General features: G+C 72.8%; 16 protein-coding genes and 3 pseudogenes. 10 read left to right on the top strand and 9 right to left on the bottom strand.

Features of this window, described 5'->3' with window-relative positions:
• Nucleotides 1-60 precede the first annotated feature (60 nt).
• Nucleotides 61-762, top strand: coding sequence for a TetR/AcrR family transcriptional regulator (locus CP969_RS06660; protein WP_004991401.1), 702 nt, complete (start codon nucleotides 61-63; stop codon nucleotides 760-762).
• 104 nt (nucleotides 763-866) lie between these two features.
• On the opposite strand, the gene CP969_RS06655 is transcribed toward CP969_RS06660, so the two are convergent.
• On the bottom strand, nucleotides 867-1,151 hold the full coding sequence (locus tag CP969_RS06655; protein ID WP_016827382.1) for a DUF6332 family protein: 285 nt from the start codon (nucleotides 1,149-1,151) through the stop codon (nucleotides 867-869).
• Between the two features lie 90 nt (nucleotides 1,152-1,241).
• Here CP969_RS06655 and CP969_RS06650 point away from each other — a divergent pair, with 90 nt between their 5' ends.
• Complete coding sequence (locus CP969_RS06650; protein WP_016827383.1) at nucleotides 1,242-1,634, top strand: MarR family winged helix-turn-helix transcriptional regulator; 393 nt, start codon at nucleotides 1,242-1,244, stop codon at nucleotides 1,632-1,634.
• A gap of 22 nt (nucleotides 1,635-1,656) precedes the next feature.
• Here CP969_RS06650 and CP969_RS06645 read toward each other — a convergent pair whose 3' ends face one another.
• Both CP969_RS06645 and CP969_RS06640 read right to left on the bottom strand, forming a co-directional pair.
• Nucleotides 1,657-2,535 carry an SDR family oxidoreductase gene (locus CP969_RS06645; RefSeq protein ID WP_004991407.1) on the bottom strand — a complete coding sequence of 293 codons (879 nt, stop codon included), beginning with the start codon at nucleotides 2,533-2,535 and terminating at the stop codon, nucleotides 1,657-1,659.
• 217 nt (nucleotides 2,536-2,752) lie between these two features.
• Nucleotides 2,753-3,856 (bottom strand): annotated as a pseudogene (locus tag CP969_RS06640) (MFS transporter).
• Nucleotides 3,857-4,415: 559 nt separating this feature from the next.
• Here CP969_RS06640 and CP969_RS06635 point away from each other — a divergent pair.
• Nucleotides 4,416-5,903: a DNA primase gene (locus CP969_RS06635; protein ID WP_223887062.1), complete on the top strand. Its 1,488-nt coding sequence runs from the start codon at nucleotides 4,416-4,418 to the stop codon at nucleotides 5,901-5,903.
• Nucleotides 5,904-6,106: 203 nt separating this feature from the next.
• On the top strand, nucleotides 6,107-6,745 hold the full coding sequence (locus tag CP969_RS06630) for a class F sortase (RefSeq protein WP_004991412.1): 639 nt from the start codon (nucleotides 6,107-6,109) through the stop codon (nucleotides 6,743-6,745).
• Between the two features lie 55 nt (nucleotides 6,746-6,800).
• Here CP969_RS06630 and CP969_RS06625 read toward each other — a convergent pair whose 3' ends face one another.
• Both CP969_RS06625 and CP969_RS06620 read right to left on the bottom strand, forming a co-directional pair.
• Nucleotides 6,801-8,441 carry a cellulase family glycosylhydrolase gene (locus CP969_RS06625; RefSeq protein WP_016827385.1) on the bottom strand — a complete coding sequence of 547 codons (1,641 nt, stop codon included), beginning with the start codon at nucleotides 8,439-8,441 and terminating at the stop codon, nucleotides 6,801-6,803.
• A 58-nt stretch (nucleotides 8,442-8,499) separates the two neighbouring features.
• Nucleotides 8,500-9,600 carry a GDSL-type esterase/lipase family protein gene (locus CP969_RS06620; protein WP_016827386.1) on the bottom strand — a complete coding sequence of 367 codons (1,101 nt, stop codon included), beginning with the start codon at nucleotides 9,598-9,600 and terminating at the stop codon, nucleotides 8,500-8,502.
• A gap of 300 nt (nucleotides 9,601-9,900) precedes the next feature.
• Between CP969_RS06620 and CP969_RS06615 the strand changes: the two genes are divergently transcribed.
• From CP969_RS06615 to CP969_RS06605, 3 genes are read left to right on the top strand one after another with little or no spacing between them, the layout of a single operon-like run.
• Nucleotides 9,901-11,013: a Gfo/Idh/MocA family protein gene (locus tag CP969_RS06615; protein ID WP_016827387.1), complete on the top strand. Its 1,113-nt coding sequence runs from the start codon at nucleotides 9,901-9,903 to the stop codon at nucleotides 11,011-11,013.
• Nucleotides 11,010-11,936: a DUF6807 domain-containing protein gene (locus tag CP969_RS06610; protein ID WP_016827388.1), complete on the top strand. Its 927-nt coding sequence runs from the start codon at nucleotides 11,010-11,012 to the stop codon at nucleotides 11,934-11,936. The genes CP969_RS06615 and CP969_RS06610 overlap by 4 nt, the downstream gene beginning before the upstream one ends.
• Complete coding sequence (locus CP969_RS06605; protein ID WP_016827389.1) at nucleotides 11,930-12,685, top strand: cupin domain-containing protein; 756 nt, start codon at nucleotides 11,930-11,932, stop codon at nucleotides 12,683-12,685. Before CP969_RS06610 ends, CP969_RS06605 begins: the two co-directional genes overlap by 7 nt.
• Nucleotides 12,686-12,740: 55 nt before the next feature.
• On the opposite strand, the gene CP969_RS06600 is transcribed toward CP969_RS06605, so the two are convergent.
• Together CP969_RS06600 and CP969_RS06595 are read right to left on the bottom strand one after the other, a co-directional pair.
• A complete protein-coding gene (locus tag CP969_RS06600; RefSeq protein WP_016827390.1) occupies nucleotides 12,741-13,415 on the bottom strand; it encodes a phosphatase PAP2 family protein in 675 nt (224 codons plus the stop codon).
• A gap of 81 nt (nucleotides 13,416-13,496) precedes the next feature.
• Nucleotides 13,497-14,032: pseudogene (locus CP969_RS06595) on the bottom strand (hypothetical protein); the annotation flags it as partial.
• Nucleotides 14,033-14,161: 129 nt separating this feature from the next.
• On the opposite strand from CP969_RS06595, the pseudogene CP969_RS06590 reads away from it, so the two are divergent.
• Nucleotides 14,162-14,508, top strand: a pseudogene (locus CP969_RS06590) (hypothetical protein); the annotation flags it as partial.
• 22 nt (nucleotides 14,509-14,530) lie between these two features.
• On the opposite strand, the gene CP969_RS06585 reads toward CP969_RS06590, so the two are convergent.
• Nucleotides 14,531-16,366 (bottom strand): glycoside hydrolase family 15 protein, encoded by a 1,836-nt coding sequence (locus tag CP969_RS06585; protein ID WP_016827391.1) that lies wholly within the window; start codon nucleotides 16,364-16,366, stop codon nucleotides 14,531-14,533.
• A gap of 84 nt (nucleotides 16,367-16,450) precedes the next feature.
• On the bottom strand, nucleotides 16,451-17,230 hold the full coding sequence (locus CP969_RS06580) for a DeoR/GlpR family DNA-binding transcription regulator (protein ID WP_016827392.1): 780 nt from the start codon (nucleotides 17,228-17,230) through the stop codon (nucleotides 16,451-16,453).
• Nucleotides 17,231-17,366: 136 nt separating this feature from the next.
• On the opposite strand from CP969_RS06580, the gene CP969_RS06575 reads away from it, so the two are divergent.
• Both CP969_RS06575 and CP969_RS06570 read left to right on the top strand, forming a co-directional pair.
• Nucleotides 17,367-18,248 carry an SIS domain-containing protein gene (locus CP969_RS06575; RefSeq protein ID WP_016827393.1) on the top strand — a complete coding sequence of 294 codons (882 nt, stop codon included), beginning with the start codon at nucleotides 17,367-17,369 and terminating at the stop codon, nucleotides 18,246-18,248.
• A gap of 21 nt (nucleotides 18,249-18,269) precedes the next feature.
• Nucleotides 18,270-19,157, top strand: coding sequence for a class II fructose-bisphosphate aldolase (locus CP969_RS06570; RefSeq protein WP_004991441.1), 888 nt, complete (start codon nucleotides 18,270-18,272; stop codon nucleotides 19,155-19,157).

The following is a 19,157-nucleotide window of genomic DNA, read 5'->3' as shown; positions in this document are numbered from 1 at the left end:
GCTTGTGTTCGCCGCTCTCTTTTGTGTGCGGTGCTCTGCTTCCATGGAACACTGATTCCCATGAGCACCGCACACGGCGCCCGTGCCCGGGCCAGGATCGAAGTCACCGCGGCCATCAAGGAAGAGGCCCGCAGGCAGCTCGCGGTGGAGGGCGCCGCGAAACTCTCGCTGCGCGCGGTGGCCCGCGAGCTCGGCATGGCCTCCTCCGCGCTGTACCGCTACTTCCCCAGCCGTGACGACCTCCTGACCGCCCTCATCATCGACGCCTACGACTCCCTCGGCGAGGCGGCCGAGACGGCCCACGCCGCGGCCGCCGACGCCGGGCCCGTCCAGCGCTGGACGGCGGTGTGCGAGGGGGTGCGCGACTGGGCGCTCGCCCACCCGCACGAGTACGCGCTGATCTACGGATCACCGGTGCCCGGATACACCGCCCCCCGGACGACCGTCCCGGCCGCCTCCCGCGTCGCCCTCGTCCTCATCGGCATCCTCCGCGAGGCGCAGCGCGGCCCGGGCCTGGCCGGTCCCCCGCTGCCGGACGAACTGTGGCCCGAGGCCGTGCGGATGGCCGCCGACCTCGCGCCCGACCTGCCGCCCGAGGTGGTCGCGGTGATGGTGGCGGCCTGGGCCCAGCTGTTCGGCCTGGTCGGGTTCGAGGTGTTCGGGCACTTCCACCGGGTGGTGGAGGACCGCGGGACGTTCTTCCGGCACGCGGTGGGGGAACTGGCCCGCACCGTGGGCCTGGTGCCGTCGCGGCAGGAGTGAGCCGGGCCGGGCGGGCCCGGCCCGTCCCCTCACCGCCAGGACCCGTGTCAGCCGCGCCGCGGTGAAGCCGTGAGCCCGCGACCGGGCCCCCTGGTCGTCCTGGCCTACGAGTCCGGTTCGGTGCGGCCGGACCGGCCGGTCCGGGCCGACCGTCCGAAGCGGATCAGCACGCCGACCGTGCGGACGGCGAACAGCACCGGCGCGAGCACCGTTCCGGCGCCGAGCAGCAAGGTCTCCAGGGCATCCGGCAGCGAGAAGAGCAGCGCCGGTCCCGCCACGGCTCCGAAGACGACCGCCGCCGCGAAGGCCGCGCTGCACAGCGCGTACCCGATCTCGACGGTGATCGCGTCCCGTTCGGTCTGGGTCCGCCGCCCCCCGCGGCCCGTCACACGCGTTCCCCGTAAGCGCTCACTTTCGGGATCATGCCCGGAAGGGATCGGCCGCAGCAAGGGACCTGTCGGTCCTGCTACGGTGCGCCCATGGCGGCGAAGCAGGCCGAACAGGCGCTCGTGCGACGGTGGCGGGACATGCTCGCGCTGCATGCGCGGACCCAGTGCGCACTCGACCGCGCACTGCACGGACACGGCGTGTGCGCCAGCGACTTCGAGGTCCTGGACGTCCTCGCCGCGAACTCCGCCGCCCACGGCTGCTCCTACCGCGTCCAGGAGATCTCCGAGCGTGTCCATCTGAGCCAGAGCGCGCTGTCCCGGCTGATCGCCCGCCTCGAGAAGGAAGGGCTGGTCGAGCGCGGGACGTGCCCGGAGGACCGGCGGGGGGTGCGGGTCTCCCTCACGGCGAAGGGGCGCGCGCTGCACGGCGAGGTGCTGCCGGTGCAGCGCGCGGTACTGACCCGGATGCTCTCGGACGGCTGAGGATCCGGTCCGGGGCGCCGCCTCACGGCAACGGCGTCCCCCCCGTCGCGTTGACGATCTCCGCGGTGATGTACGACGCCTCCTGGGAGGCGAGGAAGACGTACGCCGGGGCCATCTCGGCCGGCTGGGCCGGCCGCCCGATGGGCGCCTGCTTGCCGAACTCCTTCGTGTCCGGCAGTGTGGCCGGGATCAGCGGCGTCCACACCGGGCCCGGCGCCACGGCGTTGACGCGGATGCCGCGTTCGATCACCATCTGCGCCAGCCCCTGGGTGAAGGTGACGATCGCCCCCTTGGTCGTCGCGTAGTCCAGCAGGTGCGGGCTCGGCTTGTAGGCCTGGACGGAGGCCGAGTTGATGATGCTGCCGCCCTCCGGCATGTGCGGCAGCGCCAGTTTGCACAGCCAGAACATGCCGTACAGGTTGGTGCGCACCACGCGGTCGAACTGTTCCGTGGAGATCGCCTCGATGCCGTCCGGCTGCGACATCTGGTACGCCGCGTTGTTCACCAGGACGTCGATCCGGCCGAACTCCGACACGGCGCGGTCGATCAGCGCCCGGCAGTTCTCCTCCTCCCGGATGTCGCACGAGACGGGCACGGCACGCCGGCCGGCCTCCTCCACCCAGCGCACGGTCTCGGCCGCCTCGTCCTTCTCGCTCTCCAGATGGGTGAAGAGCACATCGGCCCCCTCCCGCGCGAACGCCAGGGCGACCGCCCGCCCGATCCCGGAGTCCCCACCGGTGATCACGGCCTTGCGGTCCGTGAGCCGGCCACTGCCCCGGTAGGAATCCTCCCCGTGGTCCGGCGGCGGGTCCATGGGACCGGTCCAACCGGGGTGCGGCTGGTCCTGGGACGGGAAGTCGGGTGTCGGATGCTGCTCGGCGGGGTTCTGCTGTTCGGTCACGATCTCTCCCTGATGTGCGGGTTTCGCGGGGTTCTGCGAGGTCGGTCGCGTCCGCGCCGCCCGTCGACGGATGATCGACGGGCGCGGATCACCGAGTACCCCGCCACGGGCCGGCCGATCCGGTGATCTTCCCGAACGGCTGAACGGCTGAACGGCCGAAGAGCCGTGCGGACCGGGTCCGGGCGGCCGTCCGCGGCGGCCGGCCACCCGTGTCGCCTCAGCCCGTGTTCACCCGGCGCGTCGCGAAGCCGATGACCGTGGCCACCGCGGCCGGCACCGCCACGCTGGTCAGCGCGACCGGCAGACTGAACCGGTCCGCCAGGAACCCGATCGCGGGCGGACCGAGGAGCATGCCGCCGTAGCCCAGCGTGGAGGCGGTGGCGACACCGCTGGGATCCGCGAGCGCGCCGGCCCGTTCGACGGCCACGGGGAAGAGGTTGGCGAGGCCGAGCCCGGTGACCGCGTAACCGAACAGAGCGGCCCACGGGGAGGGCGCGAACGCGCCGAGCGGCATCCCGGCCGTCGCGGTGGAGCCGCCCGCGAGCACGGTCCGGGTCCGCCCCAGCCGTTCGAGCAGCGTCGTCCCGGTGAGTCGTCCGACGGTCATCGCGAGCGCGAAGCAGGAGTAACCGAGGGCCGCGGCACCCGGTGAGGCGCCGAGGCCCTGCTCCAGGTGCAGCGCGCCCCAGTCGGCCAGCGCTCCCTCGCCGTACGCGGTGCACAGCGCGATGAGCCCGAAGGCGATCACCAGACCACGGGTGCGGCTCGCACCGCAGGAGCATCCGCCCCGCCACGGCCGTGACGAGCAGGCCGACAGCGGCGAGTCCCACAGATGCCGGGTGGGCGAGAGGGAGCCCGCGACCAGGGCGCCCAGGCCCGCGCCGACCATGCCGCCCAGGCTGAACGCGGTGTGGAAGCTGGGCATGATCGGCCGCCGCAGCACGGCCACCAGATCGACGGCGGCGCTGTTGAAGGCGACGTTGATTCCGCCGTAGGCCGCGCCGAACAGCAGGAGCACGGTGCCGAGGTCGGGGGCGGAGTGGGTCAGCGGGGGCAGCCCGACACTGAGGCGGAGCAGGACCGCGCAGACGACGGTGACCAGGTGGCTGCCGTAGCGACGGCACAGGCGGCCGGTGAGCGCCATGGTGACGACGGCCCCGGCGGAGACACCCGGCAGGGCGAGGCCCAGGGCGCCGGCGGAGGCGCCGGTCTGCTCCTTGATGGCGGGGATGCGCACCACCCAGCCGGCGAAGACGAAGCCGTCGAGGGCGAAGAAGAGGGTCAGGGCGAGTCGGAGTCGGGCGAGGTCGGTACCCGGCACGGCACTGTGCGATCGGGTTTTATTTATGTGCGGCACAAAGTCGAGCCAGGTGGGCGCAAGAGGCAAGGACGAGCACGTCGGCGGTCGCGACGTGCGGGGCCGTGCGACCCCGGGGCGGGCCGCACGGTTTCACGTCCCGGGTGATTCCGGCGGGGCCGCGTGGGCGGTCCCGGTGTCTCGACGCCGTCCTTGGTGAGCCGGGCCGCGGTGGCCGATGCGTGGGGCTGGCCCCCCGGGGTGCACGGGGTCCTCGGTGATCCGGCGCGGGCCGGCCGCGGCCATGCGTGCCTCCCGCGGTTCGCTCCCGGTGGAGACCGCCTCCGCTTTCCGTCGGGAGAGGCGGCGAAGGGGCCGCGGGGGTTGTCGGGTCCTCCCGCTTCCGGATGCGGTCCTACCGGGTCAGGGGCCGCCGATTGCCCCGTAAGGACGCGGGGGTTAACCCGTGTGAACGTCTCGAATGGTGGGGGCGGGCTGCATGACCGACTGTGGATCACGCGCGGCCGGGTTCATCGTGCTGATGAGGCGTCAGCAGTCCGGTCGCCGAGGGAAGGACTCTCAAATGCGCTCTGCCCGCATGGTGCTCGCCGCCGCGACGGCCACGGCGGCCCTCGCCATCGCCGCGCCCACGACCTTCGCCGCTCACGCGAATGACGGGGACCACGACAAGTCTTCCTACAGCAAGGAGCACGACAAGGACGACGAGTACAAGGACGACAAGTACGACAAGGACAGCCGTCACGACAAGGACGGCAAGCACGACAAGGACGACGAGTACAAGGGCGACAAGCACGACAAGGGCGACGACTACAAGGACGACAAGGACAACGGGTACGGCAAGGACGACAAGGACGACAAGGACAACGGGTACGACAAGGGCGACAAGGACAACGGGTACGGCAAGGACGACAAGGACGACAAGGACGACGACTACAAGGACGACGAGTACGACAAGCCGAGCGGTGGCGTGCACACCGGCGGTGGGGCTCTGACCGTCGCGAACGAGTACGACAAGGACGACGAGCACAAGGGCGACAAGGGCGACGACTACAAGGACGACAAGTACGACAAGGAGGGCAAGGACGACAAGGACAACGGCTACGGCAAGGACGACAAGGACGACAAGGACAACGGGTACGGCAAGGACGACAAGGACGACAAGGACGACAAGGACAACGGCTACGACAAGGGCGACAAGGACAACGGGTACGGCAAGGACGACAAGGACGACAAGGACGACGACTACGACAAGCCGAGCGGTGGCGTGCACACCGGCGGTGGGGCTCTGACCGTCGCGAACGAGTACGGCAACGACGACGAGCACGGCAAGGACGACGAGTACAAGAAGGACGAGTACAAGAAGGACGAGTACAAGAAGGACGAGTACAAGAAGGACGAGTACAAGGACGACAAGTACGACAAGGAGGGGAAGCACGACAAGGGCGACGAGTACAAGGACGACAAGCACGACAAGTACAACGGGCACGACAAGGGCGACAAGCGCGACGAGTACAACGGGCACGACAAGGGCGACAAGCACGACGAGTACAAGGACAAGGGGCACGACAAGGGCGACAAGCACGACAAGGACGACGAGTACAAGGACAACGGGTACGGCAAGGACGACAAGGACGACAAGGACGACGAGTACAAGGACAACGGGTACGACAAGGACGACAAGGACAACGGGTACGGCAAGGACGACAAGGACGACGACTACAAGGACGACGAGTACGACAAGCCGAGCGGTGGCGTGCACACCGGCGGTGGGGCCCTGGCTGCCCTGAACGACGAGGACTGGGGCAGCTCCAAGGACTCGAAGTACGACCACGAGAGCTACAAGGACAAGGGTGACTCGCACGGCGAGGAGTCCTGGGACAGCAAGTACAAGAAGGAGGACGACTACGACAAGCCGCGCGGTGGCGTGCACGCCGGCGGCGGTTCGCTCTCCGAGCCGGGTGTCACCGCGGGTGGTCTGGCCGCGCTGGCGGTTCTCGGCACCGGCGCGTACGCGCTGCGGCGTAAGAAGGCCTCCGGAAACGTGGCCTGAGCCATGTGTGGCGTGATAGCGGACGGGGCCGCCCTACGCGCGTGGCGCGTCATGGCGGCCCCGCTCGCTGCCTGAGCCCTTAGTGTCCGCTGCCGCGTCCGAGTGAGGTGGTCCCCCCGATGGCAGCCAGTCCCCCATCCCCCTGCGAAACCGAGCCGGCCGGAACCGAGCCGACGCCGACGAGGCGAAGACTGCGTGCCGCCATGACAGCGGTCTTCTGGAGCGGGGCCGGCCTGGTGCTGGCCATGACGCTGTTCGGCGGCGGGGAGGCCCCTCCCGACGACGCCCGTGTGCCGCATGCTCCGCCCGCGGTCGCCACCGCCTCCGGTCCGGCCGCGAGCAAGCCGGCCGGGGGCGAGCCGTCCGCGGGCGAGTCGTCCGGCAAGCACTTGCCGCGGTCCAAGCCGACCCGGCTGCTCATCCCCGAGATCGGCGTCGACGCGCCCTTCACCGATCTCGCCATCGGCAAGGGCGGGCAGCTCGACGCCCCACCGCCGCACAACACCAATCTGGTCGGCTGGTTCGCCAAGGGCGCCTCCCCGGGGGAGTCGGGTACGGCGATCATCGCCGGCCACGTGGACACGGCGACGTCCCCGGCCGTGTTCGCGCGGCTCAGCGAGCTGGAGGAGGGCGACCGGTTCCGGGTGGTGCGGGCCGACGGGAGCAAGGCGACGTTCGAGGTGTACGACACGGAGTCGTTCGAGAAGAAGAACTTCCCCGACGAGCGCGTGTACGGCGACGTCCCCAGGGCCGAGGTTCGGCTCATCACCTGCGCGGGGGACTACGACCGTGCCGCCAAGGACTACACCGAGAACCTGGTGGTCTTCGGCCGCCTGGTCTGAGGCGGACGAGGGACGACTGCCCGGAAGGGGACGGCCCCTTCCGGGCAGTGCGCTGTCAGGCCACGGAACAGGAGACGCCGTTCAGGCTGAACGCCGTGGGGCTGGGGTTGGCTCCGGACCGGGAGGCCGTGAAGCCGAGGGTGACGGAACCGGACGCGGGGATCGTCGCGGTGTACGGGGCGGCGGTCACGCCCACCTCGGCGCCGTTCTGCGTCGGGGTGCCTCCCCACAGGTTGGTGATCCGCTGGCCGCCGGGGAAGGTCCAGCGCAGCGTCCAGCCGTTCACCGCCGAGCCGCCGGTGTTGCGAAGGGTGATCTCGCCCTGAAAGCCGCCGGGCCACTCACCCGTCACCCGGTAACCGACCGCGCAGGCGCCCGTCGTCCCGCCGGGGGAGGTGGTGACGGTCACCGCGGCGGAGCGCTGCGAGCGGTTGCCGGCGGCGTCCCGCGCGTAGACGGCGAAGGTGTAGGACGTGGCCGGGGCGAGTCCGGTGACGGTGGCGGAGGTGCCGGCCGTCGTGGTGACGACGGTCTCCGCGCCACCGCTGATCCGCACGACGTCGTAGCCCGTGACACCGTTCGCGTCGGTGGCGGCGCCCCAGGTGAGGGTGGCCGACGAGGAGGTCACCGCCGAGGCGGCCGGGGCACCGGGCGTGGTCGGGGCCGTGGTGTCGCCCCCGGAACCGGAGGAGTAGATCTCGGCCTCCTCGGCGGTGGCGGCGATGCCGTCGGCGCCGTTGAACAGGCGCTGTCCCCAGGCGGTCAGCCGGTCCGGGTCGAAGCCCGTGACCATGTCCAGGTACTCGACGCCGCCGCCGTTGCCGCTCCAGGACCAGCCGAGGTAGCCGAGGCGGAGCTGCTGGGCGACGGCCAGGATGGTGTCCTCGTCGGGGTTGCCGTCGGAGTGGTCGTGGCCGAACTCGCCGATCACGATGGGGAGTTTCGCGGCCACGAAGCGGCCCAGGTAGTCGCTGATCTCGGCGGCGGTGTCGAAGACACCGTACATGTGGATGGAGAAGACGGTGTTGGCGTCCGGGTCGGCTGCGAAGACCGTGGCGGCGTTGTCGCGCATGGTGAACGCCCAGTCCTGGCCCCAGTTGGGGGCGTCGACCATCAGCGTGTGGTCGAAGCCGGCGGCGCGCAGCTTCTGGATCGCGGCCCTGGTGTCGGCCGTCCAGTTGGCGTACCCGCTGTTGCCGTGGGGCTCGTTGCCGATGTTGACGATGACGTGGTTCTCCTGGCCGGTCAGGGCGCTCTGCACGCTGATCCAGTAGTCGGCGGCGCGGGAGAGGGTGACCGCTCCGCTCTGCTCGCCGTAGCCGGTGGTGTCGTGCACCTCCAGGACGCAGATCAGCCGGTTCTGCTTGCACCGCGCGACGACGTTCGCCACGTCGGAGGCGTCGTTGCGGGTCCAGCGGTCGCCGCTGGAGAGGACGACGCGCACGGTGTTGGCGCCCTTGGCCTTGATGTGCGCCAGGGCGTCGATCCGGTCGGGGTACCAGGTGTGCGCGTGGTTGACACCGCGCATCACGAAGTCGTTCCCGGACGCCTCCAGCAGCCGCCCGTTCTCGACGCGGAAGCCGGTGGGAGCCGCGTGGGCCGGGGTGCCGAGGGCGAGGAGCGGGAGGAGGAGACCCAGGAGGGCGGCGAGGAGGCCGGCCGCTCGTGGGGCGGTGCGGAGGACAGGGGGTCTCATGGCGGCTCCAAGGGAGTGGTGGGCGGGGTGGTGTCGCTCCGTGCCGTGTGTCGGGGTGTCAGGGCGTGGCCGTGCAGCCGACGTCCGCCCCGGGGGTGGTGGACCCCGCGGGGGCCGTGGCGACGAGGCCGAAGGCGGTGCTCGCGCCGGGGGCGAGGGCGCCGTTCCAGCTCGCGTTGGTGACCTTCGCCGTACCGTCGGCGGCCGTGGTGAGGGTGCCGTTCCAGACCTGGGTGAGGCGGGCGCCGTCCGTCGGTGCGACCGTCACCGTCCAGCCCGACACGGGGGCCGCGGAGGCGTTGCGCACCGTCACCTCGGCCTGGTAGCCGCCCTGCCACGCGGCGACGGTCCGGAAGGACGCGGTGCAGACGGGGTCGCCGTCCCCCGGGTCGCCGGGACCGCCCGGGACGCCTTCCTCCAGGAGGGCGGACAGGGCGGGGAACCAGCGCGCGGCGATCTTCTCGTCGCCGGCGGCGTTGGGGTGCACGCCGTCGTAGGTGTCGGTGGCCGTGTCGAACCCCCTCCACTGGTCGACCACGGTCACGGGGGAGCGGCCGGTGCTCGTCGCCTCGGCCCACGCGGGGATCCGGGCGTTGAGGTCGGTGACGCGCTGGGCGCAGGCGCCGCAGCCGGCGGGGTTCAGGGGGATGAGCTGGGCGACGAGGACGCGCATGTCCGGGTCGGAGGCCCGCATCTGCGTCACGAGCTTCGTGTAGGCGGCAAGGATGCGGTCGGGGGAGACGCCGCTCCAGACGTCGTTCGTGCCGAAGTGCATGACAACGATGTCGGGTCGGGTCGCCGCCAGCCGTCCGGGCAGCAGGTCCTGGTCCGCCACACGGGTGACCAGTTCGCCGCCGTGACCCTCGTTGTCGCCGTCGTGCGCCAGGGCGCAGCCCTGCTCGCGCAGGGTGCCGACGAAATCGATGTCCGTGTGGCCGGCGTTCAGCAAGCGGTTCCACAGCACCGCCCGCCAGCAGCCCGGCGAACCGGTGATCGAGTCGCCCAGCGGCATGACGCGCACCGGGGTGGCGCTCGGCTCGGCGCTCGGTGCGGCCGCCGCACCCGACGCGAAGACCGGGCCGAGGGGCAGCAGGAGCAGGGTGGCCAGCAGGCCGCGAACCGTGAGCGTGCGTAAGCGCAGAAAACGGAGGCCGCGCATGGTGTTCCCTTCCCTGGATGAGGTGGGAGCGCTCCCATGAGGACATCAAGCCATCATTGACATTGACGCGTCAAGACTTGGGGCGAAGGTGGCTCGCTCCGCCGCCGCCTCCTGTCCGCCGCCGGAATGGGGCCCGGACGTGCCCGCGCGAAGACCGTGCGGGCCCCGCGGGGTTGTCCCGGTCGGTGTCCCGGCCTAGGGTCGACGGGCTGGAGAAAGCGCTTTCCCGTCGCGCTTTCCACTCATGCCTTGCGATCACGCTTTCCGTACCGTGCCCGCCGACGGCCAGAGGAGCGCCGTATGTCCTTGTCCCCCGTCCGCCGCGTCGCCGTCGTCGGCACCGGCGCCGTCGTCGGCGGCGGCCATCTGCCCGCGCTGCGCGCCCACGCCGACCGCACCGAACTGGTGGCGGCCGTCGACGTGGACCGGGAACGGCTCGACGCCTTCCGCGCCGCGGCCGGGGAGGGCGTCGCCGCCTTCATCTCGGTGAGCGCGATGCTGGACGCCGTGCGCCCGGACCTGGTGCTGATCGGGACACCGCCGTCGCTGCACCGGGAGCAGACGGTGGCCGCGCTCAAGGCGGGTGCCTGGGTGCTGTGCGAGAAGCCGCTGTGCCTGTCGCTCGCCGAATACGACGAGATCGCGGCCGCCGAGGAGGCGTCGGGGGCGTACGCGTCCGTGGTCCTCCAGCACCGCTACGGCTCCGGCGCCGTGCACGCCCGTGCCCTGATCGCGAGCGGCGAACTGGGTGCCCCGCTGGTCGCGCACTGCCAGACCACCTGGCACCGGGACGCCGCCTACTACGCCGTGCCCTGGCGCGGACGGTGGGCCACCGAGGGCGGCGGGCCGACGATGGGGCACGGCATCCACCAGTACGACCTGCTGCTGCACCTGCTCGGCGAGTGGGCCGAGGTACGGGCGATGGCGGCACGCCTGGTCCACGACACCGAGAGCGAGGACGTCTCCACCGCCCTGGTGCGCTTCTCCAACGGCGCGTTGGCGACGGTCGTCAACAGCGTGCTCTCACCGGACGAGGTGAGCCGCGTCCGCGTCGACTGCGCCGACGCGACGGTCGAACTCACCCACCTCTACGGGCACGGCAACGACGACTGGTCCTACACCCCGGCCCCGCACGTCCCCGCCGGGCGCGCCGCCGCCTGGCGCACCCCGGCGCACGACGTCCCGAGCTCGCACACGGCCCAGTTGGGCGCCCTCCTCGACGCCTACGACGCCGGCACGAGGCCCCCGGGCAGCGGGCGGCAGGCCCGCGGCACCCTCGAGTTCGCCGCCGCCCTGTACAAGGCGGCGTTCACCGGCCGGCCGGTGCGGGCCGGTGAGATCGTCCCCGGCGATCCCTTCCACGCGGCCATGCACGGCGGCCACCCCGACTGGGCACCCGGGGAGCGGGCATGAGCGTCCGCGTCATCCACGCCCACGGCGAGGCCGTCACCGTCACGGCCGCGGGCGGCACGGAGATCCTGCGCTACGTCTACCGCCCCGACCCCGAACCGTTCGAGTCCCGCAAGCCGTACGCCCATCCGGTGCGCACCCTGGCCGGCCGCACGGTGACCGGGTACCGTCCGAACGACCACCGCTGGCACAAGGGGCTGCAGATGACGGCCAGCCACCTGTCCGGGCAGAACTTCTGGGGCGGCAACTCCTACGTGCACGGCCGGGGTTACCTCCCGCTGCCCGAACGCGTCGGCTCCATGCGGCACGAGGGCTTCTCCGCGTTCGAGGCGGGGGAGGACCGCTTCGACTGCACCGAGGACCTCACCTGGGTCGCGCACGGCGGCGCCGAGTGGGCCCGGGAGGAGCGGGGCCTGAGCGTCCACTCGGTCGACGAGGAGGCCGGCGCCTGGGTGCTGGACTGGTCGATCCGGCTCACCAACCTCCGTGACGTACCACTGGAGTTCGGCTCCCCGACCACCGCCGGCCGGGAGATGGCCGGCTACACCGGGCTCCAGTGGCGCGGGCCGCGCGACTTCACCGGCGGCAGGGTCCTCGCCCCGGACTCCGACGCGGACGCCGCACGGCTCATGGGCACGCAGAGCCCGTGGCTCGCCTTCACCGCCGAGCACGACGAGCACGACGGCCACTCCACGCTCGTCTTCGCGCACGCGCCGGAGAACCTCGACGAACGGAGCGCCGTCCACGCGTCGCACTGGTTCGTCCGCGCGGAGCCGATCCCGTCGGTCGCGTTCTCCTGGGCGTTCTTCGAGGAGTTCGCGCTGCCGCCGGGCGACTCCTTCGCCTACCGCTACCGGATCGTGGTGGCGGACGGCGCCTGGGACCGGGACCGGGTGGGCGCCCATCTGGAGGGCGTGCCGTGGTGAACGGGCCCGCGTCCGAGGCCCCGCTGCCCGGCGCGGTCGGACTGTCGCACCTGAGCCCCTACGACTGGGAGGCCGCCGACGGGGTGTGCGGCGGCAGTCCGCACCTGCACCTGGTGTGCACGGAGGCGTACGTCGTCACCGGCGGCCACGGCGCCGTGCAGACGCTGAGCCCCGACGGCCACCGGGACGTCCCGCTGCGGCCGGGCACGGTCGCCTGGTTCACGCCCGGCACGGTGCACCGGATGGTGCAGGGCGACGGCCTGCGGATCACCGTGCTGATGCAGAACAGCGGCCTGCCCGAGGCCGGGGACGCCGTGTTCACCTTCCCGCCCGAGGTGCTGGCCGACCCCGGCCGCTACGCCGCCGCCGCGACGCTCCCGCCCGGCACCGGACCGGAGACGGAGGCGGCCGCGCGGCGCCGCCGGGACCTCGCCGTCGAGGGCTACCTCCCCCTGCGCGCGGCGCTCGTCGCCGGGGACGGCGGACCGTACCGGGAGTTCCAGCGCGCCGCCGCGCGGCTGGTGCGCGACCGGGTGCCGCGGTGGCGGGAGCTGTGGCGGGCCGGCGCGCTGGCCGCCGCCGAGCGCACGGGCGCCCAGTTGGACGCGCTGGCCGACGGCGACCTCACCCACCTCGGCGAGGCGGCGGCGTACCGGGCCGAGCCCAGCCGCCTCGGCGGTTTCGGCATGTGCGGGCGGCGGGACGAGTACGCGCTGCCGGGAGTCACCGTGCCGTACGGCGGCGAGTGACCTCCGGCCGTCACACGGCCCGCCGCCCCGACCGTGGGCTGCGGGGGCCCACCGGTCACCGCAGTCGGCCCCACAACGCCCTGCCGGATCCGCCGTAGGAGGCCGGGAGGCGGGCCGCCGCCAGGGCGAGGGCGGTGGCCGCGCTGGCGATGCCCAGGACCGCGCCGGCGGCCACGTCACCGGGGTAGTGCACTCCTGTGTGCACACGGGAGTAGCCGACCGCGCCCGCCAGCGCGCCCAGCGGGACCGACGCGGCGGGCAGCACCGTCCCGACGGCGGTGGCGAAGGCGACGGCCGAGGCGGTGTGCCCGGACGGGAAGGACGCCGACGTCGGCATCGGCACGTGCCGGTCCACGGTCACCCGGGCCGCCTCCCGGTCCGGCCGGGCCCGGCGGACCAGGCGCTTGCCCAGCAGGTTGGCCGACGCCGAGGCCACGGCGATGGCCCCGACACCGGCGAGCGCCGCCCGGCGCGGCCGCGGTCCGCCCAGGGCGAGGGCCCCGGCGACGGCGAACGAGATCTTGGAGTGGTCGGCCGCGTGGGAGAGCCGGCGCAGCGCCCGGTCGAGGGTCGGCGTGGGCGTGGCGGCCACCGCCGCGTACAGGGCGCCGTCGATGGCCCTGAGGTCGCCGAAGACGGCCGAGGCGACTCTGCGCAGTCCGTCGGCGGGCGGTACGGGCGTCGTGAGCGGACGGGTGACGTCCTGGTCGGTGCTGGTCGGCTCGCTCATCTCGTCTCTCCCGCGGTGGCGTCGTGGGGCAGGACCCGGGAGGGGCCCGGGCCTGGTGATTCCCGCACCATGGGGCGGGAATCACCAGGTGCCCACGGTACGCACGCTCCACACGGGGGGCTCCGCCCGCCCCGGTATCGGACCGGCTCCCCGGGACCGGACGGCCCCGAAGGTGCGCAGGCGCGGGGAGTTGCCGACGGCGAAGACGGAGGAGAACGCCGTGGCGGCTCCGGCGATCATCGGGGTGAGCAGTCCGGCCGCGGCCGGCGGCAGGGCCGCGGCGTTGTAGGCGAAGGCCCAGAACAGGTGGGACCGGATGGTGCCCAGCGTCCTGCTGGCCGGCCGGATGGCGTCGGCGGCGGCCCGGTGGTCGCCGGTGAGCGGGATCGGCGTCGGTCCCGGGGCGCGCAGCCGGGCGACGGCCTCGGCGCTGGCGGGCTTGGCCGCGTCGGCGACCTCCGGACCGCCCCGGCCCCGCCGTCCCGGGCGACCGCGACCGCGGTGCGGCCCGCGGCCTCCGCCCCGGTCCTGGCGCGCGCCAGGCCGGCCGGCAGGTCCACGACCCACTCGGCCGGCAGCCGCGCGCGGCCCACCAGGACCGCGTGACCCTCGACGACGCATACCCCCGCCCCGTACATGACGCACGTGAGTGAAAGGCTTGACTCGATACCCCTAGGGGGTATGGTGAACCGCGTGAAAGCCGGCTCGCTCGAGCCGAAGGCCCCCGTTCCCGAGGAGAGACGGTCATGAACAACGGACTGAGGATCACCGCGTTCGCGGCCGCCCTGGCCGCCACCTTCGGCACGGCCTACGGCATCGGCCGGGGCTTCGACCCGGTGGTCGCGGACCGGGCGCCCGCACACGAGGAGCCACACGTTCCGTCACCGTCGGCGACCGCGGGGGACGGCGGCCGCGCCGAGCACGGGACCCCTCCGTCGGCGGGCTCCGGATCTCCGAGGACGGCTACGCCCTCGAACTGAAGACCCCGCACGTCACCGCCGCGGACCGCACCGACCTGCGCTTCACCGTCCGGGACGAAGAGGGCCGGCCCGTCACCGGGTGCCGCCGCGAGCACGACGCCGACTTCACACTGAAGCCCCGGCCCGCGACGAGCCTCAGCCCAGGGCGCGGTCGAGGGTGAACGCGGCGCTGATCAGGGAGAGATGCGTGAACGCCTGCGGGAAGTTGCCCTGCTGCTCCCCGCTGCGGCTGATCTCCTCGGCGTACAGGCCCAGATGGTTGGCGTACGTGAGCATCTTCTCGAAGGCCAGGGACGCCTCGTCGAGCCGCCCGGCCCGGGTCAGCGCCTCGACGTACCAGAACGAGCAGATGGAGAACGTCCCCTCGTCGCCGTGCAGTCCGTCGGGGCTCGTCTGCGGGTCGTAGCGGTAGACCAGCGAGTCGGACACCAGGTCCTCGGTGAGCGAGTCGAGCGTGGACAGCCACTTCGGGTCGGTCGGCGCGATGAACTTCGCCAGCGGCATCATCAGCACCGCCGCGTCCAGCACGTCCCCGCCCTCGTGCTGCACGAAGGCCCGGCGCGCCTCGGACCAGCCGCGGCTCATGATCCACCGGTAGACGGTGTCGCGGATCGCCTGCCAGCGCGGCAGGTCGGCGGGCAGGCCGCGCCGGTTGGCCATGCGGATGGCCCGCTCGATCGCCACCCAGCACATCAGCCGCGAGTACAGGAAGTTCTTCCGCCCGCCGCGGGTCTCCCAGATCCCCTCGTCGGGCTGGTCCCAGTGCGCGCACACCCAGTCCACCAGCGCGCACACGTGGTCCCACTGCTCGCTGGAGACGGGCTCGGCCCACTTGTCGTACAGGTAGACGGAGTCGATCAGCGCCCCGTAGATGTCGAGTTGCAACTGGTCGGCCGCGGCGTTGCCGATGCGTACCGGCGCGGAGCCCTGGTGCCCCTCCAGGTGGCCGAGTTCGGATTCCGGGAGGTCGGTGCGGCCGTCGATGCCGTACATGATCTGCAGGGGGCCGGAGGGGGTCTTGCGGCCCGGGCTGATGTGCCGGGAGACGAACCCCATGAACGCCTCGGCCTCCTCGGTGAAGCCCAGCCGCAGCAGCGCGTACACGCAGAACGCCGCGTCGCGCACCCACACGTACCGGTAGTCCCAGTTGCGTTCCCCGCCGATCTCCTCGGGCAGACTGGTCGTCGGCGCCGCCACGATCGCCCCGGTCGGCGCGTAGGTGAGCAGCTTCAGGGTGAGGGCGGAGCGGTGCACCATCTCCCGCCAGCGGCCCCGGTAGCGGGAGGAGGACAGCCAGTGCCGCCAGTACCGCACCGTCGCGCCGAACTGCTCCTCCGCCTCGCCGCACGGGCACCGGCCCGGGGGCACGTCACCGCCGACCCGGTCCAGCGCGAACACCGCCGTCTCGCCCTCGGTCAGCTTGAAGTCGGCCCGCACGTCCGGGCCCGCGCCCTCCAGGGGGACGGTCGCGGTGAGGGCCAGCGACATCCCCTCGCTGTCGAAGACCGCCAGGTCACCGGTGATCCGCACGGTGTGCGGCCGGGTGCCGTAGTGGAACCGCGGCGCCACCCGCGTCCGGAACGGCACGGAGCCGCGCACGCACAGCACCCGCCGGATCAGCCGGTGCCGGCCCTCCGAGCCCGTCTCCTCGACGACCGGCATGAAGTCCTGCACCTCGCCGACGCCGTCCTCGGTGAAGAACCGGGTGATCAGGACGTTGGTGTCGGGGAAGTAGAACTGTTTGGTGCGCGCCGGCACGGCCGCCGCCATCTCGAAGCACCCGCCGCGCTCGGCGTCGAGGACCGCCGCGAAGACGCTCGGCGCGTCGAAGGCCGGGCAGCAGTACCAGTCGATGGTGCCGTCGGTCCCCACCAGCGCCACGGTGCGCAGATCGCCGATCAGCCCGTGGTCGGCGATCGGCACGTACCGCCCCTTCCCGGACGCGCCCCGCTCCCCGGCCGTACCGTTCATCGCAGCCTCCTCGGCCCGGCGCACTCGCCCCCTGCCAGCTTAGGCACCCCACGCCCCGCCGGCCGCCGGAGACGGTACGGCGGATCAGGCCACGACGACCCGCACCCCCGCCTCCTCGAACCGGCGCACCGTCCCGGAGTCCGCCGACGCGTCCGTCACCAGCGTGCCCACCGACTCGGTCGCGCAGATCCGGGCGAACGCCCGCCGGCCGAGCTTGCTGGAGTCGGCGGCCACGATCACCCGCTCGGCGCGCTCGCACAGCAGCCGGTTGATCGCGGCCTCCGCCTCGTCGTGGGCCGCGGCGCCGTGCGCGACGTCGAAGGCGACGACGCCGAGCACCGCCGCATCGAGGGTGATCTGGTCCAGCACCCCGTCCGCGAGCGGACCGATGAGCTCGTACGACTGGGCCCGCGCCACCCCGCCGGTCACCACGATCTTGAACTGCGGCCGTACCGCGAGCTCGTTCGCGATGTTGAGCGCGTTCGTCACCACGGTCAGCGCGGGCGAACCGGAGCCGAGATCACCGCGCACGGCCAGCGCCCGCGCCACCTCCGTGGTGGTCGTACCGCCGGTCAGCCCGACCGCCTCGCCCGGCGCGACGAGGTCCGCCACCGCCTTCGCGATGCGCTGCTTCTCCGAAGCGCGGCGCGCCGTCTTGTAGCGCAGCGGCAGCTCGTACGACACCCCGTGCACGACCGCGCCGCCCCGGGTGCGCACCAGCATCTGCTGCTCGGCGAGCTGGTCGAAGTCGCGCCGGATCGTGGCCGCCGACACCGACAGCTCGGCGGCCACCTCCTCGACGTCCAGCCGGCCGCGCTCGACGAGCAGCTCCAGCAGCGCCTTCCAGCGGGCGTCCCGCGACATCCGCCCTCCCGTTCCCGGCCGTTCCCCGTCCTCCGGCGACCCTAACGCACCCCTCCTCTCCTCCCCGTGTGCTTGATTCTGCGCGAAAGATCGCTCTATCTTGCAACAACAATCACCGAGCCGCCGGGGGTGCGACATGACCCATGTCGAGGACGAACTCACCAGCCAGCCCGAGTGCTGGAGCCGTGCCGCGGCGCAGGCCGCGGAGCACGCCCCGGCGCTGCCGGCCCCCGGCGAGCGGGTCGCGGTCGTCGGCTGCGGCACCTCGTACTTCATGGCCCAGGCGATCGCGGCCCTGCGCGAGACGGCGGGCCAGGGAGAGACCGACGCCTTCGCCGCCTCGGAGTTCCCGCACGGACGGGCCTACGACCGGGTCGTCGCCCTGTCCCGCTCCGGCACCACCACCGAAGTACTGGACCTGCTCGGGCGGTTGAAGGGCACCACCCGCACCACGGCGGTCACCGCCGACCCGGCCACACCCGTGATGTCGCTGGCCGACGAGCCGGTCGTCCTCGACCACGCGGACGAACGCTCCGTCGTCCAGACCCGGTTCGCGACCACCGCCCTCACCCTGCTCCGCGCCCACCTGGGCCTGCACACCGAAGCGGTCGTCGAGGACGCGCGGACGGCCCTCGAAGCACCCCTGCCCGAAGGGCTCGTGGACTGCGCCCAGTTCACCTTCCTCGGCCGCGGCTGGACCGTCGGCCTGGCCCACGAGGCCGGGCTGAAGATGCGCGAGGCCGCACTGGCGTGGACGGAGTCCTACCCGGCGATGGAGTACCGGCACGGTCCCATCAGCATCACCACACGGGGAACGGCGACCTGGATGCTCGGACCGGCCCCCGACGGCCTGGCCCGGCAGGTCCGGGACACCGGCGGACGGTGGATCGAGGGCACCCTCGACCCGCTCGCCGAACTCGTCCGGGTCCAGCGCCTCGCGGTCGCCGTCGCCGCGGCCCGCGGCCTCGACCCCGACCGCCCCCGCCACCTCACCCGCTCGGTCGTCCTCGAGCCCTGACACCGTCGGAAAGGACAGGCCGTGCCCCTCACGTCCACCGGTGAGCTCGTCACCCGTGCCACCGCGCACCGCTCGGCGGTCGCCTCGTTCAACGTCATCACCCTCGAACACGTCGAGGCCGTCATCGCCGGCGCGGAAGCGGTGCACGCCCCCGTCGTGCTGCAGGTCAGCGAGAACGCCGTCAGGTTCCGCTACGGCCGCCTGCTGCCGCTCGCCCGCGCCGCCGTCGCCGCCGCCGAACGCGCCGCCGTCCCCGTCGCCCTGCACCTCGACCACGTACGGAGCGACGCCCTGCTGCGCCAGGCGCCGGACGCCGGCTTCGGCTCCGTGATGTACGACGCGGCCCGGCTGCCCTACGCCGAGAACCTCGCCGCGACCCGGGCCGCCGCCGAATGGGCCCACGCCCACGGCCTCTGGATCGAGGCGGAGCTGGGGCAGATCGGCGGCAAGGACGGAGAGCCCCCGCTGGACGCCCACGCCCCCGGCGCCCGCACCGACCCCGACCAGGCCCGCGCCTTCGTCGCCGACTCCGGCGTGGACGCGCTGGCCGTCGCCGTCGGCACCACCCACGCCATGACCACCCGCACGGCCGCCCTCGACCGCGCCCTCCTCAAGCGCCTGAGTACGGCCCTCGACGTCCCCCTCGTCCTGCACGGCTCCTCGGGCCTGCCGGACGAGGAGCTCGCCGCGGCGGTCACGGGCGGCATCGCCAAGGTCAACGTCGGCACGGCCCTGAACATCGCCATGACCGGTGCGATCAGGGAATTCCTCGCCGCCCACCCCGAGGCGGTCGACTCCCGCGGCTACCTGACGGTGGGCCGGGAGGCGATGGTCCGGACGGTGGCGGCGATCATCGAGGCACTCGGCCCGGCCCCCGCGGCCCCCCGAGCGGTCCGCGAGCCGGCCTGA

This window comes from Streptomyces viridosporus T7A (genome assembly GCF_008704515.1).
In the GTDB taxonomy this organism is placed as follows: Bacteria; Actinomycetota; Actinomycetes; order Streptomycetales; family Streptomycetaceae; genus Streptomyces; species Streptomyces viridosporus.
This window is presented reverse-complemented; position numbering and strand designations above follow the sequence as displayed.